We start from the raw sequence: 17,267 nt of genomic DNA, 5'->3' as shown, positions 1-17,267 counted from the left end.
TCACGAGAAGACCCGGACTGCGCCGCGAGATGTCGTGGCACGGAACGAGCCCACGCGCCTGAAACTGAACATGTCTTTTGAAGGAGTGAACATGACCGTCGCAGAAGAATTCAATACAGTCACCGCCACGGCGGAGAATCCCGACGATGCGGCCATGCGCAAGATCGTCTGGTCGAGCGTGATCGGCACCGCCGTCGAATGGTACGACTTCCTGATCTACGGCGCGGCCACCGCGCTGGTGTTCAACAAGGTGTTCTTCGCCGCTGGCGATCCGGCGCTCGCGACTATTGCAGCCTTCGGCACCTATGCGGTTGGCTTCCTCGCGCGTCCGCTTGGTGCCGCGATCTTCGGTCACTATGGCGACCGTGTCGGCCGCAAGGCGATGCTTGCGATTACGATCATGGTGATGGGCCTCGGCACTTTCGCCATCGGCCTGCTGCCGACCTATGCGCAGATCGGCATCGCGGCGCCGATCCTGCTCATCGCACTCCGCTTCCTGCAGGGCATCGGCCTTGGCGGTGAATGGGGCGGCGCGGTTCTGATGGTGGTCGAGAATTGTCCTACGCATAAACGCGGCTTCCTCGGCAGCATGGTGCAGGTCGGCAATCCCGTCGGCAATCTCGCAGCCATCGGCATGTTCGCGCTAGTGTCGCAACTGCCTGAAGAAGACTTCATGAGCTATGGCTGGCGTATTCCGTTCCTGATCTCGATCCTTCTGGTTGGCGTCGGCCTCTGGATCCGCATGAGCATGGAAGAGACTCCGGCCTTCCGCGCGCTCAAGGTGAAGAATGAAGTCGCCAAGATGCCGATCGTTGACATCTTCAAGTATCACCGCCGTCCGTTCTTCACCGCCGTCGGTCTGAAGATCTCGGAGATCGCTTATGCCAGCATCGCCGGCGTGTTCATCATGTCCTATGCGACGTCGAAGCTCGGCCTGTCGCGCGGGCTGGTGCTGAACGGCGCCTTCATCGCATCCTTCGTTGCGTTGTTCTCGATCCCGTTCTTCGGCTGGCTGTCGGACAAGGTCGGGCGCAAGGCGATGTTCTATGCGAGCTGCCTCTTTTGCGCGGCTTTCGCATTCCCGATGTTCTGGCTGCTCGATACCCGCGATCCGACCATCGTGATCCTCACCATCGTCGTCGCAATCTCGTTCGGCCAGATGGTGATGTTCGGCATCGGTGCGCCCTGGTATTCGGAGCTGTTCACCGCGAAGCTGCGCTATAGCGGTGCCTCGCTCGGCTTCCAAGTCGGAGCGGCTATCTCTGGCGGTCTCAGCCCGCTCATCGCGGCGTCGCTGATGACCTGGGCCGGTGCGACCTGGCCGGTGTCGGTGTTCCTGATCTTCTGCGCCTGCATCACCGCGATTGCGACGTCCTTTGCGCCGGAAATGGCGAACAAGGAACTGACCTGAACGCAGTCTTCGTCATGCCCGGCGCATGCCGGGCATCCACGTCTTTGACCGCATGAAGACGTGGATGGCCGGGACATCCAGCGAAGCCGCGCTTCGCGCTTTACCCGGCCATGACGAAGTGATGTGTCGCCCAAGCCTCTACAAGGACGAAAGCAATGCTCGATACCGTTACTTCCGCAACCACTGCCGTGGTCCCGTCATGGACTGGCGTAGTGCGCTATCTCCACATCACGCCGCGCGCGTTCCTGCCGATGCGCGAAATGCCCGAACTCACGCTGGTCGCCGGCAAGGGTATCGAGGGCGATCGCTACATGATCGGCCGCGAGGAGGGGTTCTATTCGCACAAGCCTGAAGAAGGGCGCCAGGTCACGCTGTTCGAATATGAGACGCTGGTAGCGCTGAAGCGTGATCACAATATCGATCTCGCCCCCGAAGAACATCGCCGCAATGTCACTGTATCCGGCGTACCGCTGACGCATCTTGTTGGCCGTCAGTTCTGGCTCGGCGAGACGCTGCTGGAATCGACGCGGTTGTCGATCCCGTGCCGGCATATCGAGGAGATCACCGGCAAGGCGATCTTCGATCCGCTGATCAATCGCTCCGGCCTCAACTGCAGGATCCTGCAGGGTGGCACCGTGCGCGTCGGCGACGCCGTGCGGAACGTGCAATGAGCGCCGTGGCGATCACCAGGGTCAGGACCGTCGTCGACAAGATCGAGGACGGCGGCCAAGGCATCAAGCTGTTCTCGCTGGTCGATCCCGATCACTGGGAGCTGCCGCCGTTCCGGCCGGGTGCACATATCGATCTGCATTTGCCCCGTGGATTGGTGCGGACTTACTCGCTCTGCAACGATCCCGCCGATGACAAGCGCTATGTCGTGGCAGTGAAGCGCGAGGCCGAAGGGCGGGGCGGTTCGATCGTGCTGCATGATGAGGTCAAGGTAGGCGACACCATCGGCGTGACGCTGCCGCGTGGCGGGCTAGATCTGCCGGAGGATGTGACGCGCTTTACATTCGTTGGCGGTGGCATCGGCGTGACGCCGTTCCTGTCGGCGGCGGCCTTCCTCAAGCGCATGGGCCGTTCGAAATTCACGCTGCACATGATTGCACGCGGTGAGCCGCCACTGGCCGATCTGCTCGCGCCGCTGCGCAAGTCCGGTCATGTGGTGATTCACGACACGTCGAGCGGGCAACGCCCGGATATCGCGGCACTGGTCGGCCGGCCGCTGTCGGATGTCGCGCTTGCCTGCTGCGGCCCTGACGGCATGATCGATGACTTCGAACAGGCGTCACGCAACTGGCCCGCCGATCGCGTTCATATCGAGCGCTTTGTGCCGCCGCCGCTGCCGGTCGATCCTGACGCCAAGCCCTATGTGCTCGCGCTCGCAAAATCGAACCGGGAAATCACCGTGGCCGCAGGGCAGACCATGCTGTCGGCGCTGACAGATATCGGCATCGACGTGCCGGCATCCTGCTGCGGCGGCATCTGCGGCTCCTGCAAGGTGGACTGGCTGGAAGGGCAGCCGGTGCATCGCGACCGCGTGCTGTCGCCGGCGGAACGCGAACGCAGCCTGCTGGTCTGCGTGGCGGGTTCCGCTGGGGATCGCCTGGTTCTCGATCTCTGACTGCTGATCTGACGGCCAAACAGGCGGCAACGGTCATCCGTTGCCGCCTGTTTGCGTTTCATGCAGCGCATCGCGACGCGCGACGTTCCGGTCAGCGAAGCGCCCGCTTTGGATGGCTTACAAACATACCTTGACCGCTTAACTAATTTTTAGAAATTGCGCAAAGTGCGCAAAAAGTGTTTGATGTCTGCGCAATTTGCGCATATCGGGCGGTGTGCGCAGGGGCTCCTGAGGGAAATTGCGCAGAATAATGAGTGATGCGCACGGCGCGGGAAGGAAATAACCATGCAGATTCCAATTAAGCGGGCGATTGAGAAGGTGCCGGGCGGCATGATGACGGTGCCGCTGCTGATCGGCGCGCTGTTCGCGACCTTTGCCCCCAACACCCCGAAATTCTTCGGCTCGTTCACTGGCGCGCTGTTCTCCGGCGGCGCTCTCAGCATTCTCGCCGTGTTCTATGTGTGCATGGGTGCGAGCATCGACTTCAAGGCGACGCCTTACATCGTGAAGAAGGGCGGCGCCCTGATGATCGTGAAGGTCGGTACCGCCATCATCCTCGGCCTGATCTTCGGCCGCTTCCTCGGTGAAGCGCCGGTCACCGCCGGCATCTTCGCAGGCGTGTCGACGCTGGCGATCGTCGCCGCCATGAACGACACCAATGGCGGTCTCTACATGGCGCTGATGGGCCAGTATGGCCGTCCGCGCGACGTCGGTGCCTATAGCATCATGACGCTGGAAAGCGGTCCGTTCCTCACCATGGTGACGCTCGGCGTTGCCGGTCTGTCGTCGTTCCAGTGGCCCGCGCTCGTCGGCGCGATCCTGCCGCTGGTGGCCGGCATGATCCTTGGTAATCTCGATCGCGAGCTGCGTGACTTTCTCAGCAAGGCCGTGCCTGTGATGATCCCGTTCTTCGCCTTCGCGCTCGGCACCGGCCTGAACCTGACGCAGGTCTGGCAGGCGGGTCTGCTCGGCGTCGGCATGGGCGTGGCCGTCGTGATCGTGACCGGCATCCCGCTGTTTTTCGTTGACCGTCTCACCGGCGGCAACGGCGTTGCGGGTGTTGCTGCAGCGTCGACCGCTGGCAATGCGGCGGCTGTGCCTGCGATCGTCGCTGCGGCCAATCCGGCCTATGCGGCTGCTGCCGGTCCGGCGACCATCCTCATCGCGGCCTGCGTGGTCGTGACGGCGATCCTGACGCCGATCCTCACCTCGTGGGTTGCCGGCATCGTCGGCCGTGATGTCGAGCCGGAAGCGGAGGCGGCGGCGCCTGCCGCGCCGAGCGTCGCAGCACCCGCACCAGTGGCTGGGCACTAAGATGGCGGGACGCTGGCTGATCCTCGCCGATGATCTCACCGGTGCAGCGGACTGCGCCATCGCCTTCGGTCGCCGGGGCCTTGCGGCTGCCGTGACCTGGGGCGACGTCGCAAGCGCCGGGGATCGCCAGCATCCGGTTATCTCCTATGATGCAGCGAGCCGCGGCCTCACGGCCGAGGCCGCTGCGCGTCGGCATGCCGAGATATTGCAGCAGTTGATGGAGCCGGATCGGCTCCTGTTCAAGAAGATCGACTCCACGCTGCGCGGCCAGCCGGCCTCCGAGACGGCCGCTGCGCTGGCGCATCTCAAGGCGCAGTCCGGTTCGGCCTTAGGCATCTTCGCGCCGGCCTTTCCCGCGACCAACCGGACCACCATCAATGGCCGCGTCGTTGTTGGCGGCCGTCCGCTTGAGGAAGCCGAGGTCTGGAAGCGCGATCACACCTACGACAATGCCGACATCGCTGATGTATTGGCATCGGCTGGTATTCGCAGCGAGAAGGTGCTGCTTGCGACGATCCGCGGCGGCCATCTCAAGGCTCACTTGGCGCGTATCGCGTCCGAGGACAGCGTCGTTGCGATCTGCGATGCGGAGACCGAGCACGATCTGCATCTGATCGCGGAAGCCAGTTTGAAGATTTCACCGGCGACAGTGTTCATTGGCAGCGCCGGGCTCGCGCATGCGCTGGCGGCGCTCGATGACACCAGTGCCACCGAGAAGCTGGAAATTTCCACTAGCACATATGGCACGCTGATCGTGGTCGGCTCGCTCGCCGGCGCGTCGCGCTCTGCAGCGCGCAAGCTGGTCGCCAGCGGCACCGTGACCCATCTGCCGGTCACACCGGAAGTCCTGCTCGGCGACAAGGCAGGGCAGGCGGCGCTGGCTGCACGCGTGACCGAAGGATTGACTGCAGGCGGCGATGTCCTGGTTGAGATCGTGATGGACGACAATCCGAAAATGTCGCTCGGCCCGCAGCTCGCGCAGAATCTTGCCGATGCGCTGATGCCCGTGGCGTCCAGCATCGGCGCCTTTGCAGCAACTGGCGGCGAGACCGCCGCTGCACTGCTGTCGCGCTTCGGTGTCAACGGAATCCGTCTGGCCGACGAGATCGAGCCCGGCGTTTCGCTCGGGCTTACGCTCGGCGCATTGTCCGTGCCGATCGCCACCAAGGCCGGCGCCTTCGGCGACGAGAACAGCCTGATCAAAATTCGCGAACGTCTTCACACCGTCCGAACTCAAGGAAGCTTCACATGACCCGTCCGACCATTGCGATCACCATGGGCGATCCCGCAGGCATCGGGCCCGAAGTGATTATGAAGGCCTTCGCCCATCCGGAAATGCTCGCGATGTGCAATCCGCTGGTGATCGGCGATGCCAATCGTCTGCGCAAGGCCGGCGAGATCGTCGGCGCCAAGATCGGCGTCGACTCGCTCAGCGATGCAAAGGCTGCGAATTTCGCGTCGAAGAACGTCCAGTGCGTGGACTTGAAGATCGTGCCGGATGATTTGCCATTCGGGCAGAACTCCCCGGTGGCAGGCGAGGCGGCTTACCGTTTCATCGAGAAGGCCGTCGAAATCGTTCAGGCCGGCATCGCCCAGGGTATCTGCACCGCACCGCTCTCCAAGGAAGCGCTGCATGCAGCCGGTCACAAATATCCCGGGCATACCGAACTGCTCGCACATCTGACCGGCACGCCTGAAGTGTCGATGATGCTGGTGTCGCCGAAGCTGCGCGTCATTCACGTGACGACGCATATCGGCCTGATCGATGCCATCAAGAAGATCGAGCCGGGCCTGGTCGAGCGCGTCATCACCCGCGGCCATGAAGTGCTGGTCAAGGCCGGCATCAAGAATCCGAAGATCGGCGTTTGCGCCATCAATCCGCATGCCGGCGAGAACGGCCTGTTCGGCTATGGCGAAGAAGCCGAGAAGATCACGCCCGCGGTCGAAGCCTGTCAGAAGAAGGGCTGGGACGTCCGCGGTCCGCTGCCCGCCGACACGCTGTTCTTCCTCGCCGGCCGCGGCGACTACGACATGGTGGTGGCGATGTATCACGATCAGGGCCATGGCCCGATCAAGGTGCTGGGTCTGGAATCCGGCGTGAACATCACGGTCGGACTTCCCGTCATCCGCACCTCGGTCGATCACGGCACCGCCTTTGACATCGCCGGCAAGGGCATCGCCGATGAGCGCAGCCTTCTCGAGGCGCTGCGGCAGGCGGTCGATCTCGCACCGGGATCCAAGGCGGCTTGACGCATCCTTCGTCATTCCGGGGCGCGCGCTCTTGCGCGCGAACCCGGAATCTCGAAGTGTCTGTCACATATCGAGGTTCCGGGTTCGTCGCCGCGAAGGCGCGGTGACGCCCCGGAACGACGAGCGTGATGAGAGGGCAGGGACATTCATGTCGATGCGGAGCAAGGAGCGTCACGCCCGCTTGTTGGACGCCCTGAACGCCGGCGAGATCGATGTCGACGATCTCGCACGGCGCTTTGGTGTGTCCGGGTCCACCGTGCGGCGCGACCTGCAGCATCTCTCCAAGAACAATGCGGTGCGCCGTACTTACGGCGGCGCGATTCTCACCGGCCATGTCGCAGAGACCACGCTCGACCAACGCTTCGCGGTCCAGGGCAAGGAAAAACAGGCCATCGCGCGTGCCGCGATCGACCTGATCGAGGACGGCGATACGCTGATCCTCGATGCCGGATCGACGGTCGCCGCTTTCGGCAAGCTGCTGCTGCAGCGCCGCCTGCGCATCATCACCAACAATATCGCGCTGCTGCCGTTTCTCGCCAAGGCACCAAGCATCGAACTCGTGGTGCTGGGCGGCGCGCTGCGCTCGACCAGCATGAGCACCATGGGACCTCTGGCCAGTGAGGGACTGCGGCGTCTCACCGCCGACCGCGCCATCATGAGCGCCGACGGTGTCGTGAGCGGTCGCGGGTTGTGCGAGGCCGACCTCGATCAGGTCGCCTTGAAGTCCCTGATGATGCAGCAGGCCAAGGAGGTCATCGTGCTCGCCGACGCCGGCAAGCTCGGCCGCGCCGAACAGGACGCCTGGGCGCCGCTCCCGCCGCGCTGGACGCTGGTGACGGGCGCTGGCGCCTCGACGGAGCAGCGCAGGCTGATGGAGCATGCAGGGGCGCATATCGTCGTGGCGGGGGCGTAGCGCGGCTGTATGCGTGTTCTGACGCCGTGCCGATATGGGTATGGTTCAATTGAACAGTCGCATCAGTAAGGCTTTGCCAACCGGGACTGCCCGGACACCGTGAAAAGCGCGAACATATTCTCCCGCGTAAAAGGCGCGTACAACGCGAATTCGCGTTGCAGCGGCTTCTTCGAAGCGAACGCCGAAACCATCGCTCGTTCGTCGCATGACCGTTGCCGACACATTCTGACCGTATACATTGCACTTGAGAACAGTCCCCACCTGCGGCGGCGCAGGATCGATAAAGCGAGCGCCGGTTATCGAGATGTCTGCCATGCGAACCAGCCGCGGGGCGCTGTCCTCGTGAATGAGGACGGGCTCATTGCGCTCAAATCGCTCGGCTTTCCGACGGCGAGGCTGCTCGATACAGATGAAGCACACGATTGCGAGGACGACGCAGTTGTACAAACTCCAGCCAAGCGCTAGTCCGCCGTAAGCAATGCTCTCTCCCTTCAGATTGATAATGAAAGCGTAAGCGATCGCCAGCATGGTTATCAGCAACGCGGATCCGTAAAGCCGCAGAAGCGGCCACTCGATGAACCTCTGATTGCGATCGCCACCTTTGGCGGTGACCTTGAACTTGTGACCCTTTGGTCTGATCAGACCCGTGATGATTGCTTTCAGGACTGCTGGCGCCGCGATGTACTGCGAGACGTCCGTCATAATCGCCAGCGAACGACCACGGGAAATCCAGGTCATCGTAAATGCGTGCCAGACGTAGAAGGGCAGGAAGTATGTCAACAGTTCGGAGAGATCGGCGTAAATCGCCTTGATCCCGAACAGGAGATAGAGCCACGGCACGATCAGGCCAAGCATCTTCGTTCCATAAGCCCCGGCCCAGCTCATGAAAGCGTCGACGAGCGAAAGCCGGTCGATCAGGGCGAGTTTTGATTGCGATGAAAAGGGCCCGCTTCGGCCTCTTACGATCTGCATGAAGCCGAGGCACCATCGACCGCGTTGGGTGATGTATTCCTTGAGGCCTTCGGGCGCCAATCCAAGCGTGAGCCGTTCGTTCAGATAGACCGTGAGATAATTACGCTCCTTCAGACGCAACGTGACGAGATAGTCCTCAGTCACCGAGTCCGTCGGGAATCCACCGATCTCCATGAGGCCTGAAAAGCGGATCACCGACGATGTGCCGCAGCAGAAAGCCACCCCCCAGGCGTCTTTGGCCGGCATCAGAATATCAAAAAAGAAACGTTGCTCGTCGGGCCATACCTCGGTGGCGGCCAGATTGGACTGGATCGGATCCGGATTGATGAAGTGCTGCGGCGTCTGCACGATGCCAATGGTCTTGTCTTCCATCAAACTGGTCGCGCGCGTGAGAAACTCCGGCAGAGGGACGAAGTCGGCATCCAGGATGGCAACGAAATCCGGTTTGTTGTCCAATCCGGCGACATGACGCAAAGCGTGATTGATGTTACCTGCCTTTGCATGCTGATTGTCTGGACGAGTCAGGTAATGACAGCCGAGCACTTCGGTCAGGCGTTTGAGCCATAGCCGTCGCCCATCATCCAGGACCCAGACACGATAGTTGCCGTAGTCCAGTCCCGTGGCGCCGATGATCGTGCGTTCGAGGATCGCTTGCTCCTCGTTATAGGTGCAGATGAAGACATCGACGAGCGGAACCCGCGCGGCGGCCGCGGCTTTTTTTATTCCGACCTCGACGTCGGCAGAGCGATCAATCGTTCGGCTGAGAAACAGCATCGACAGGCAGACGCCAAGTAACGAGGCAGCTTCCGCCAGCATGAAGGGGTATCCGACGAGAAAGTCGGCGGTAAAGCCGGGTGGCGGAAGCGTCTGCGTGACACGCCACGTGAAGTATCGGATCAGCAGAATGACGGATATCCCGGTCATCAATGATCGGGCGAACGTGCTGTCGCGCCTCAGCATCGGCGTGATTGCGAGACAAGCACCGAGAGCGGCGATGCCTGGTGCGAAGGCTGAGATCATGGTTTTGACGTGTCGTGATTGAACACGACCCGTCCCGTGCGCCCCACTGCGCAGTCTTTGCCCGTGGTATCGAGATTGGGCATCGAGACCGTCACACGATAGGGTTCCTTGTTCAGCGTGTCGGGATTGATGGCCAGGTTCGCGGGCGCACCAGACGCGCCAGTGAGATTCACGATCGACCCCTCTATCGCCGGACTGCCGTCATTTGGCTCAAAAGTCGCCTGCTCGCCCAGCCTGAGCCTGTTATAGACACGTTCGGTGACATTCGCCGTTACCACAGCGCCGCTGCAATCAAGTAGCTTCAGCAATGGTTGTCCGGCCCGGACATCCTCGCCCGGCGACGTCATCATCTCCCAGATCCGGCCAGTCACGGGCGCTTTGATGTCCGCTTCCGATCGGCTGACATAAAGCAGTTGCTCGGACGCGATCTCGCTCGCGAGCCACGCGATCTGGGCATTCGCATGCGCCAGATCGGCTTGGAGATCATTTGCACGTTGCCGCATCTCTTCTTCGCGCTGGACCGAACTTGGGCGGTCATTGTAGCTATCGCCCAGATACGTGCCCTTCTGCGCGGCAATGAGCTCGATCTTGGCGGCATCAAGTCTGCGACGGGCGCCGATTTCGGTTTGCTGGGCGACCGATTGTTCCCGGGTCAAGCGGGCGAATTCCACGCTGGAGACGCTGCCCGACTTGATCAGCGACGATGCCCGCTCTACGGCGGCGGTTGCCTCTTCCCGCCGGGACGCAGCGGCTTCGATCACCGACTGTATTTCAGCGATGCGCGCTTCCAGTTGGAGGGTACGGCCTTCCCTGAATTGGGAGGCCTGCCGCGCGAGATCTTGCTGTGCGGCTTGAGCTGAGGCGAATTTGGTCGCCAGACTTGGGCGCTCATTGTCCAGTCGCGACATCTGTCGTCTGAGATCATCCAGCCGATTTCGATCGCCCCGTGCATTCACGACGCGAAGGAGGAGGTCACCTTCATTCACTGCGCTCGACGTCGAACGGCCGGACTTCGAACTGACTTCGCCATCGATCGGCGACCTTAGCGTCACGAGTCTGGCGTTGACCACCGCCTCCACGCTGGAGGTCTGCAGGATTGCCCTGAGTGGCAGCCATCCGAACACGGCAACAATGGTGAGACCGGCAGCGATCTTCAGCACCCGCCGAACGGTGCTATATGAGCGCGGAGGCGTTGTCTGATCAGGCGAACCGCGGTTTGCGGGCTCGTCGATATCCGGCTTCAGCCGGTCTTCCAGATCGCGCTGCAATCCTCTGGCGCCGGGATCGAAGGATGGAACATCTTCCTCGACAACGGACGAAGGTGCGAACCCCGAAGGAAATTGAGTCTTTTGCGCACGATCCATGGCAGCCGAACCCAAATTGTCGGTGAGCGGACCAACTCGGTCCTTCGAAGCGATTCCATGTCAGGTGAGTAGAGTGTGCGCCCGCTTAAGAGCCCGCTAAGGTAGACCCCGCATCTTTCGATAAAACTGCGCAATCTCGGAGGCCGGGCGCTATGATACCTAGGAAGGGAGGCATTGCTGCTGCATTAGCGATCGTGCTTTGCATGCCGTCGATGTCTCTTGCAGACAACAGGAATGGCGAGCGGATTTTCTTGAGCCGCTGCGCGATGTGCCACGGAAATGACGTTAAGGGCACAGGGCCTTTGGCTGATAAGAGCAATCCGCCTGCACTCGATCTCACGACACCCGAGTTCAAGAAGCGCCTGCTTGATTATCCCGGCGTGATCGTATCGTCCGTCATACTCCGTCCCAACGGCGATCTCATTCCAAGAACCTTGCGCGAAAACGGCGTGAAATTGCCTCCGTTCGCATGGACGGTCAGGGACTTTCGGGATCTGAATGAGTACCTGACTGACAAGATCGCCAAGGCCAAATAATCTGGATGTCGCGCAATTCCTGATGACTCGTTGCTGACGGGGCTCAGTGCGGTCTGCAAAACACGACGGAAAAGCTGCAAAACATGCGTTGACCGGAAGGCCAAAAGCCTAGAAGAAACAACGCGCGCGGACGTGGCGGAACTGGTAGACGCAAGGGACTTAAAATCCCTCGATGGCAACGTCGTGCGGGTTCGATTCCCGCCGTCCGCACCAGCCTTCAGGGGAACTTCGGCCTCAATCCGGCCACCGGCGGCTGCTTTACGCAACCTCAATACTGCCCGGCTAGAAAGTCCCGATGATCGACCGTTACCCTCTTTTCCGCCTGCCGACGCGCGCTGCTGCGATAGTGTCGTTGTTTGTCCTTGCCGGCTATCTCGGCGGCTGCGCCAGCATGGGCGATGGCATGGTGTCGGGCGCTTTCGTCGATCCTGCGAAATATGACCTCTATGACTGCCCGCAGCTTGAGACCGAGCGCAAGACGCTTGCGACGCGGACGGCCGAATTGCAGGGGCTGATCGACAAGGCGCAGACCGGCACGGGCGGCGCGGTGGTCAGCGAACTCGCTTATCGCAACGATTACATCTCGACGCGTGCGCAGGCCAAGCTGGCAGAAGAGAACTGGCAGAAGAGCAAGTGTGTGGCGAGTGCGCCGGCCGCTCCTGTCAAGCCAGCGCCTGCCGCTGCGAGACGATCAGGCGCGCGTTCCTGAGCCATCCGGTTCAAAGCTTCCAGTCGTAGATCCAATCCTGCCGCGCCTGTAGACGCTCTGCACCGAGCGCGCGCATGGCGAGGTCGCGCGCTAGCGCCATGGGGCCACGCAGATGATAGATCTGCCCGGATTGCCGGGCGGTGCGCTGTATCAGGGTGACGCGCGGCTGGCGCAGCGCGGCGTAGCGCGCCAATGCGGGCGCGATCGCTGCGGCATCGTGGCCAGCGGCGGCAAGGCACTCCGCCAGCACCGCCGCATCCTCGATGGCCATGCCTGCGCCCTGCGCGGCGAAAGGCAGCATCGCATGGGCGGCATCACCCAGTAGCGCCACGGATCCCTCGTGCCACATGCCGCCGTCCGGCATCGTGAACAGCGGCCAGCGCCGCCAGTTATCGACGCTGTCGATGATGCCGCGTGCATTGGCGGGCCAGCGCGACGCTGCAAAATGTTGGCGGATCTCGCTGGCGTCGCCAGCATCGCTGCCGCCCGGCTGTATCGCGGCGCCGGGCATGATCGCGACCATGTTGATCCGCTCGCCCGATGACACCGGATAGACAACGAGATGGGCCTTCGGCCCCATCCAGAGCTGGACGCCATGGGGGACCAGGTCGCTTTTCGGCCGGCTCGTTTCCAGCGTCCCACGCCAGGCGATGAGACCGGAGAAGTGCGGCTGCGTTTCGGGAAACAGTTGCCGTCGCACGAAAGACCACGCGCCATCGGCGCCGATCAAGGCCAGCACCGACTCGCCGTTGACGATGATACCGGCGGGCGTGGCGCGGAGGTTGTCCACGGGACAGCCAAGGCGCAGTTCGATGTCGGAATGCGCGGTGACCGCACCAAGCAAGGCCGATTGCAGATCGGCGCGATGCACCAGCCAGTAGGGTGCGTCATCGCGGGCGCTGCCGAGTGGCAGGCGGATCACTTCGCCGCCGCTGCGCGCGGTCATGATGCTCACACTGGCCGGCGTCGTGACATGGGGCGCAAGGCGTGGTTGCAGGCCAAGGCCGATCAGTATGCGGGTCGCATTGGGCGAGAGCTGCAGTCCGGCGCCGGCTTCTTCAAGCCGTCCGGTCTTCTCACAGATGAGGACGCGAAAGCCCCGGGCGGCCAGCGCCAGCGCGGCCGTCAGTCCGCCGATGCCCGCACCAGCGATGACGATGGTGCGCGGCGCCGTCACGGCCGGAAATCAGGCAACCTTGTCTTTCACCACGCATTCCGGCGGACGTGACTGGCCGGCGCCGAGATCGGCGGCAAAGCGATACAGGGTCGAGCAATACGGGCAGATGATCTCGTTGTCGTTGCCGAGATCGAGGAAGACGTGCGGATGGTCGAACGGCGGATTGGCACCCACGCACATGAATTCCTGCGAGCCGATCTCGATGATCGGGACGCCGGCGTCATTGTGAAAGTGCGGAACCACGTGGTCGGACATCTTCTCTACCTTTGCTCGCAATAGCCGCGGGCGTATGAGCCGGCGCGCCATTCAGTGCGGCGCACCATACTGGTCCGGAACCATGATTCCTAGACCGTGCAGGGGTCATTCATCCGTACAAATTCGACACAATTCGGGTGTCTCCGAATAGCCCTTCTTTCGTCGGGGCAGTTGTGTCCACGATGTGACGCACCATTTCTAAAGAGGTGCAAGGATAGGGTTTTCCGCCATGTGGTTCCGGCTCGACACAGCTTTGACGGGGGTAGCGGTCTGCGCGACCGCCGGCCTGCTGTTGCTGCCGCATGCGCGCGACGCCGGCGCCGTGCTGACCGCGCAGGATGACCCCGTTGCTCTGGCCGATGCGCAACTCAGCTCTGCATTGCGGAATGATCCCGCGGTGCTCGCCCGCAATATCGAGGAGGCGCTCGCGGCCAGGGATGCCGACCTCGCCAAAAGCTTTGCTGATGTTGCGGCTGCCAGACATGTTCAACTGCCGGACGATCTCGCTAGGCGCGTGACCGAGGCGGTTGCGGACGAGAATTCGGCGTCCCATTTCGCCAGCCGCTTTGCGAATGGCTTTGTCACCGGCAATGCCGACGATGTCGGCAGCCTGTCGGGTACCGTCGCCGGCGATCTGTTCGTATTCGGCGATATCCGCGACGTCGTGCGCGAGGGCAAGCACATGGCGATGGGTGAGGACACCGATCACCTCATTCTCGGCCTTGCTGCTGCAGGTCTCGCTGTGACCGCCGCGACCTATGTCAGCGTCGGCGGCGTCGCGCCGGTGCGCGCGGGCCTCACGCTGGTGAAGGATGCACGCAAGGTCGGGCGGATCGGCGAGGGACTCACCACCTGGGCGGCGCGCTCGGCGCGCGGCGTGGTGGACGGGCCCATGCTGCGCGCCGCGGTGGCCGATGCGTCGATCCTGCGGCCGGGGCAAACTATCACTGCGGTGAAGGCGGCGTTCCGCACCGAGAAGGCCGGCGGCATCGTGCGTCTTGCCGGGGATGTCGGCCGTGTCGGCGAGAAGGCCGGCACGCGCGGCGCGCTCGATACGCTGCGTATCGCCCAGAGCCCGAAGGACGTCACGCGCGCGGCACGACTCGCCGAAGTCAAAGGCGGCCAGACCCGCGCCATCATGAAGATGTTTGGCCGCGGCGCGCTGCTGCTGGCGGCTGGCGCGTTCAATCTTTCGATGTGGGTGTTCTGGGCATTGTTCGCGCTGTTTGGATTTGTCGTGTCGATCAAGGCAACCACCGAGCGCGTCACCTGGTCGTGGCTGCAGCGCTCCAAGGCGAGGCGCGCGCGCCGCGACCTGGCGGTACGACAGGATGCTCTGCTGCAGGACATCTCACGCAAGGACGCATTACTCAGGGACATGGCTCTCCGCCATCCCGCGCCGGCTCACTCACTGGCGCCGGTGCTCGTCCACGGGTAAACTGCGCGCTTCCCATCACCATTCATTCTCTCAATCACCCCATCTCTCAATCGTAACGGAATTCTGGATGCCGAGCTTTCACAACGGCGCTGTCGAAATTGCTTATCTCGATGAAGGCGAGGGCGATCCAATCGTTCTCGTGCATGGCTTTGCATCGAGCAAGAACGTCAACTGGGTCTATCCGACCTGGGTGTCGGAATTGAAGAAGCACAATCGCCGCGTCATCGCGCTCGACAATCGCGGCCATGGCGATTCCAGCAAGCTCTACGATTCCGAACAATACAGCATCGGTGCGATGGCCGCCGACGTGCGCGCGCTGCTCGCGCATCTTGGTATCGTGCGCACCGACATGATGGGTTATTCGATGGGCGCGCGCATCACTGCCTATATCGCCTATAGCCATCCCGAATTGATCCGCAGCGCGATCTTCGGCGGTCTCGGCATTGGCCTTATCAAAGGCGGCGGTCCCGGCGAGAATGTCGCCCTCGCGCTCGAGGCGGACTCGCTCGACGACGTCACCGATCCCGTCGGCCGCACCTTCCGCGCTTTTGCCGATCAGACCCGTTCGGATCGCCGCGCGCTCGCAGCCTGTTTGCGCGGTTCGCGCCGGCTGATGACGAATGAGGAAGCCGCCGCCATCAAGGTGCCACTGCTGATCGCGGTGGGAACGACGGACGAGATCAGCGGTTCCGCGCAGGAGTTGCAGAAGGTCATCGCCGGCTCTGAAGTGCTGGATATCCCGAACCGCGATCACATGCGGGCGGTCGGCGATCGCGTTTACAAGGAAGGCGTGCTGGATTTCCTGTCCCGCCGCCCGTGATGACAATTGGCGAGGGGCGCACCTTGTTTTGATCACACGAGCGCCCACTTCTGATGCACGCCCGGTTTGTGGGCGGGGTGGGGTCGTCCCGGGAATGTCTGCGCTTTCAACATGTTAGCGGGGGATTGCCGGGTAAGCCACCGTTCACGATGGCAGGAGCCGTGTCACGACAGCGACGCGTCTTGTGCTATAACCGATGCACTATTCAGGAAATTGCGAGTCCGCCATGGCCGTGCAGAGCATCAATCCGCAGAATTCAAAACTCGCAACGCTGGATCCGATCTGGGATCGCATCCGTTCCGAGGCGGAAGACATCGTCCATCGCGAGCCTGAACTCGCATCCTTCATCTATTCGACCGTGCTGCATCACAACCGTCTGGAAGATTCGGTGGTGCACCGCGTTGCGGAACGTCTCGATCATGCGGCGCTGTCCGGCGACCTGATCCGCCAGACCTTCGACGAAGCGCTGCGCGACGAGCCGGATCTTGGCAATGCGTTCCGCGCCGACCTCGTCGCCGTGTTCGACCGCGATCCTGCCACCACGCGCTTCATCGATCCGCTGCTGTACTTCAAGGGCTTCCACGCCATCCAGGCGCATCGTCTTGCGCATTGGCTCCACAAAAAGGGCCGCAAGGACTTTGCGTGGTATCTGCAGAGCCGCTCGTCGGCCGCTTTCCAGACCGACATCAATCCCGCCGCCAAGATCGGCCGCGGAATCTTTCTCGATCACGCGACGGGCTTCGTTGTCGGCGAAACCGCGGTCATCGAGGACGATGTCTCGATCCTGCACGGCGTGACGCTCGGCGGCACCGGCAAGGAAAACGAGGACCGCCATCCGAAGATTCGCCACGGCGTGCTGATCGGCGCCGGCGCCAAGATTCTCGGCAATATCGAGGTCGGCCATTGCGCGCGGATTGCCGCGGGCTCGGTTGTCGTCAAGCCAGTGCCGCACAACGTCACCGTGGCCGGCGTGCCGGCGAAGATCGTCGGCGAAGCCGGCTGTTCGGAGCCGTCGCGCACCATGAACCAGATGCTGAACGCGATCGGGCTCTGATTTTCAGGGGCTGAGACTTCTGGGCTTGCGATTTGCAAGCGCTGATATTGCACGCGTTTTCGTTCACTTGTGGGATGGCGTGATTTTTCGAGAAACGGCCTAGCCGTGGCCGTCATCTCGCATTAAAGCTTCTCTCCATCAGCTCAACAGACATCAATTGCATTGGAGACACCTGTGGACGTTCAGGAAGTCAGAAAGCTCGACGCCTATCTCAAGCGCGTGTTCGGCAACCAGAAGCTCCGCGTGGTGCCGCGCCCGAAGAAGGACGACTCCGCCGAAGTCTATATTGGCGAGGAATTCATCGGCGTGCTGTTCGTCGATGACGAAGACGACGATCGTTCGTTCCAGTTCCAGATGGCGATCCTGGAAGAAGACCTCGTCGATAACGGCTGAGGAGGCACCTTGCCCCG

The 17,267-nt window shown here is 62.3% G+C and carries 17 protein-coding genes and 1 tRNA gene; 14 read left to right on the top strand and 4 right to left on the bottom strand.

Going from position 1 to position 17,267, the window contains the following annotated elements; all coding sequences use genetic code 11:
- Positions 1 to 154 precede the first annotated feature (154 nt).
- From AB8B20_RS08730 to AB8B20_RS08700, 7 genes are all read left to right on the top strand, one after another.
- Positions 155 to 1,411: an MFS transporter gene (locus AB8B20_RS08730; RefSeq protein WP_439073046.1), complete on the top strand. Its 1,257-nt coding sequence runs from the start codon at positions 155 to 157 to the stop codon at positions 1,409 to 1,411.
- Between the two features lie 155 nt (positions 1,412 to 1,566).
- Complete coding sequence (locus AB8B20_RS08725) at positions 1,567 to 2,082, top strand: MOSC domain-containing protein (protein WP_439072283.1); 516 nt, start codon at positions 1,567 to 1,569, stop codon at positions 2,080 to 2,082.
- Positions 2,079 to 3,035 carry a PDR/VanB family oxidoreductase gene (locus tag AB8B20_RS08720; protein WP_439072282.1) on the top strand — a complete coding sequence of 319 codons (957 nt, stop codon included), beginning with the start codon at positions 2,079 to 2,081 and terminating at the stop codon, positions 3,033 to 3,035. Before AB8B20_RS08725 ends, AB8B20_RS08720 begins: the two co-directional genes overlap by 4 nt.
- A 285-nt stretch (positions 3,036 to 3,320) precedes the next feature.
- Positions 3,321 to 4,349 (top strand): 2-keto-3-deoxygluconate permease, encoded by a 1,029-nt coding sequence (locus AB8B20_RS08715; protein ID WP_439072281.1) that lies wholly within the window; start codon positions 3,321 to 3,323, stop codon positions 4,347 to 4,349.
- Position 4,350: 1 nt separating this feature from the next.
- Positions 4,351 to 5,601 carry a four-carbon acid sugar kinase family protein gene (locus AB8B20_RS08710; RefSeq protein ID WP_439072280.1) on the top strand — a complete coding sequence of 417 codons (1,251 nt, stop codon included), beginning with the start codon at positions 4,351 to 4,353 and terminating at the stop codon, positions 5,599 to 5,601.
- Positions 5,598 to 6,599, top strand: a complete 1,002-nt coding sequence (gene pdxA, locus AB8B20_RS08705) for a 4-hydroxythreonine-4-phosphate dehydrogenase PdxA (protein WP_439072279.1) — start codon at positions 5,598 to 5,600, stop codon at positions 6,597 to 6,599. The genes AB8B20_RS08710 and pdxA overlap by 4 nt, the downstream gene beginning before the upstream one ends.
- A gap of 148 nt (positions 6,600 to 6,747) precedes the next feature.
- Positions 6,748 to 7,512, top strand: coding sequence for a DeoR/GlpR family DNA-binding transcription regulator (locus AB8B20_RS08700; protein ID WP_439072278.1), 765 nt, complete (start codon positions 6,748 to 6,750; stop codon positions 7,510 to 7,512).
- Positions 7,513 to 7,557: 45 nt separating this feature from the next.
- Here AB8B20_RS08700 and AB8B20_RS08695 read toward each other — a convergent pair whose 3' ends face one another.
- Together AB8B20_RS08695 and AB8B20_RS08690 are read right to left on the bottom strand one after the other, a co-directional pair.
- Positions 7,558 to 9,504 carry a glycosyltransferase gene (locus AB8B20_RS08695; RefSeq protein WP_439072277.1) on the bottom strand — a complete coding sequence of 649 codons (1,947 nt, stop codon included), beginning with the start codon at positions 9,502 to 9,504 and terminating at the stop codon, positions 7,558 to 7,560.
- On the bottom strand, positions 9,501 to 10,868 hold the full coding sequence (locus AB8B20_RS08690) for an HlyD family secretion protein (RefSeq protein WP_439072276.1): 1,368 nt from the start codon (positions 10,866 to 10,868) through the stop codon (positions 9,501 to 9,503). Before AB8B20_RS08690 ends, AB8B20_RS08695 begins: the two co-directional genes overlap by 4 nt.
- Positions 10,869 to 11,080: 212 nt before the next feature.
- Between AB8B20_RS08690 and AB8B20_RS08685 the strand changes: the two genes are divergently transcribed.
- From AB8B20_RS08685 to AB8B20_RS08675, 3 genes are all read left to right on the top strand, one after another.
- Positions 11,081 to 11,404, top strand: coding sequence for a c-type cytochrome (locus AB8B20_RS08685; protein ID WP_210185290.1), 324 nt, complete (start codon positions 11,081 to 11,083; stop codon positions 11,402 to 11,404).
- Positions 11,405 to 11,530: 126 nt separating this feature from the next.
- Positions 11,531 to 11,617 (top strand) — tRNA-Leu (locus AB8B20_RS08680).
- Between the two features lie 82 nt (positions 11,618 to 11,699).
- The gene (locus tag AB8B20_RS08675) at positions 11,700 to 12,113 is read left to right on the top strand and encodes a twin-arginine translocation pathway signal (RefSeq protein WP_439072275.1); all 414 of its coding nucleotides are present in this window, start codon (positions 11,700 to 11,702) and stop codon (positions 12,111 to 12,113) included.
- A gap of 10 nt (positions 12,114 to 12,123) precedes the next feature.
- Here the strand turns inward: AB8B20_RS08675 and AB8B20_RS08670 are convergent, their stop codons facing one another.
- Positions 12,124 to 13,290, bottom strand: coding sequence for an FAD-dependent monooxygenase (locus AB8B20_RS08670; RefSeq protein WP_439072274.1), 1,167 nt, complete (start codon positions 13,288 to 13,290; stop codon positions 12,124 to 12,126).
- A gap of 9 nt (positions 13,291 to 13,299) precedes the next feature.
- Positions 13,300 to 13,545 carry a zinc-finger domain-containing protein gene (locus tag AB8B20_RS08665; protein ID WP_089265655.1) on the bottom strand — a complete coding sequence of 82 codons (246 nt, stop codon included), beginning with the start codon at positions 13,543 to 13,545 and terminating at the stop codon, positions 13,300 to 13,302.
- 229 nt (positions 13,546 to 13,774) lie between these two features.
- Here AB8B20_RS08665 and AB8B20_RS08660 point away from each other — a divergent pair, with 229 nt between their 5' ends.
- The 4 genes from AB8B20_RS08660 to AB8B20_RS08645 all read left to right on the top strand — a co-directional run bounded on the left by AB8B20_RS08660 (position 13,775) and on the right by AB8B20_RS08645 (position 17,250).
- A complete protein-coding gene (locus AB8B20_RS08660) occupies positions 13,775 to 14,983 on the top strand; it encodes a hypothetical protein (RefSeq protein WP_439072273.1) in 1,209 nt (402 codons plus the stop codon).
- A 67-nt stretch (positions 14,984 to 15,050) separates the two neighbouring features.
- A complete protein-coding gene (locus AB8B20_RS08655; RefSeq protein ID WP_089264925.1) occupies positions 15,051 to 15,803 on the top strand; it encodes an alpha/beta fold hydrolase in 753 nt (250 codons plus the stop codon).
- Positions 15,804 to 16,029: 226 nt separating this feature from the next.
- Positions 16,030 to 16,857, top strand: coding sequence for a serine O-acetyltransferase (gene cysE, locus AB8B20_RS08650; protein WP_068736178.1), 828 nt, complete (start codon positions 16,030 to 16,032; stop codon positions 16,855 to 16,857).
- Positions 16,858 to 17,031: 174 nt separating this feature from the next.
- Positions 17,032 to 17,250: a DUF3126 family protein gene (locus AB8B20_RS08645; RefSeq protein ID WP_068736180.1), complete on the top strand. Its 219-nt coding sequence runs from the start codon at positions 17,032 to 17,034 to the stop codon at positions 17,248 to 17,250.
- Positions 17,251 to 17,267 lie beyond the last annotated feature (17 nt).

Origin of the sequence: Tardiphaga sp. 866_E4_N1_4, assembly GCF_052076075.1 — a bacterium.
Taxonomy (GTDB): domain Bacteria; phylum Pseudomonadota; class Alphaproteobacteria; order Rhizobiales; family Xanthobacteraceae; genus Tardiphaga; species Tardiphaga robiniae.
The sequence above is the reverse complement of the archived record's forward strand: the minus strand, read 5'-3'. Positions and strand labels throughout refer to the sequence as shown.

Coding starts and splice junctions, on each gene's coding strand:
- AB8B20_RS08730 (WP_439073046.1), top strand. CDS start 155: ATGCGCAAGATCGTCTGGTCGAGCGTGATCGGCACCGCCGTCGAATGG.
- AB8B20_RS08725 (WP_439072283.1), top strand. CDS start 1,567: ATGCTCGATACCGTTACTTCCGCAACCACTGCCGTGGTCCCGTCATGG.
- AB8B20_RS08720 (WP_439072282.1), top strand. CDS start 2,079: ATGAGCGCCGTGGCGATCACCAGGGTCAGGACCGTCGTCGACAAGATC.
- AB8B20_RS08715 (WP_439072281.1), top strand. CDS start 3,321: ATGCAGATTCCAATTAAGCGGGCGATTGAGAAGGTGCCGGGCGGCATG.
- AB8B20_RS08710 (WP_439072280.1), top strand. CDS start 4,351: ATGGCGGGACGCTGGCTGATCCTCGCCGATGATCTCACCGGTGCAGCG.
- pdxA (WP_439072279.1), top strand. CDS start 5,598: ATGACCCGTCCGACCATTGCGATCACCATGGGCGATCCCGCAGGCATC.
- AB8B20_RS08700 (WP_439072278.1), top strand. CDS start 6,748: ATGTCGATGCGGAGCAAGGAGCGTCACGCCCGCTTGTTGGACGCCCTG.
- AB8B20_RS08695 (WP_439072277.1), bottom strand. CDS start 9,504: ATGATCTCAGCCTTCGCACCAGGCATCGCCGCTCTCGGTGCTTGTCTC.
- AB8B20_RS08690 (WP_439072276.1), bottom strand. CDS start 10,868: ATGGATCGTGCGCAAAAGACTCAATTTCCTTCGGGGTTCGCACCTTCG.
- AB8B20_RS08685 (WP_210185290.1), top strand. CDS start 11,081: ATGTCTCTTGCAGACAACAGGAATGGCGAGCGGATTTTCTTGAGCCGC.
- AB8B20_RS08675 (WP_439072275.1), top strand. CDS start 11,700: ATGATCGACCGTTACCCTCTTTTCCGCCTGCCGACGCGCGCTGCTGCG.
- AB8B20_RS08665 (WP_089265655.1), bottom strand. CDS start 13,545: ATGTCCGACCACGTGGTTCCGCACTTTCACAATGACGCCGGCGTCCCG.
- AB8B20_RS08660 (WP_439072273.1), top strand. CDS start 13,775: ATGTGGTTCCGGCTCGACACAGCTTTGACGGGGGTAGCGGTCTGCGCG.
- AB8B20_RS08655 (WP_089264925.1), top strand. CDS start 15,051: ATGCCGAGCTTTCACAACGGCGCTGTCGAAATTGCTTATCTCGATGAA.
- cysE (WP_068736178.1), top strand. CDS start 16,030: ATGGCCGTGCAGAGCATCAATCCGCAGAATTCAAAACTCGCAACGCTG.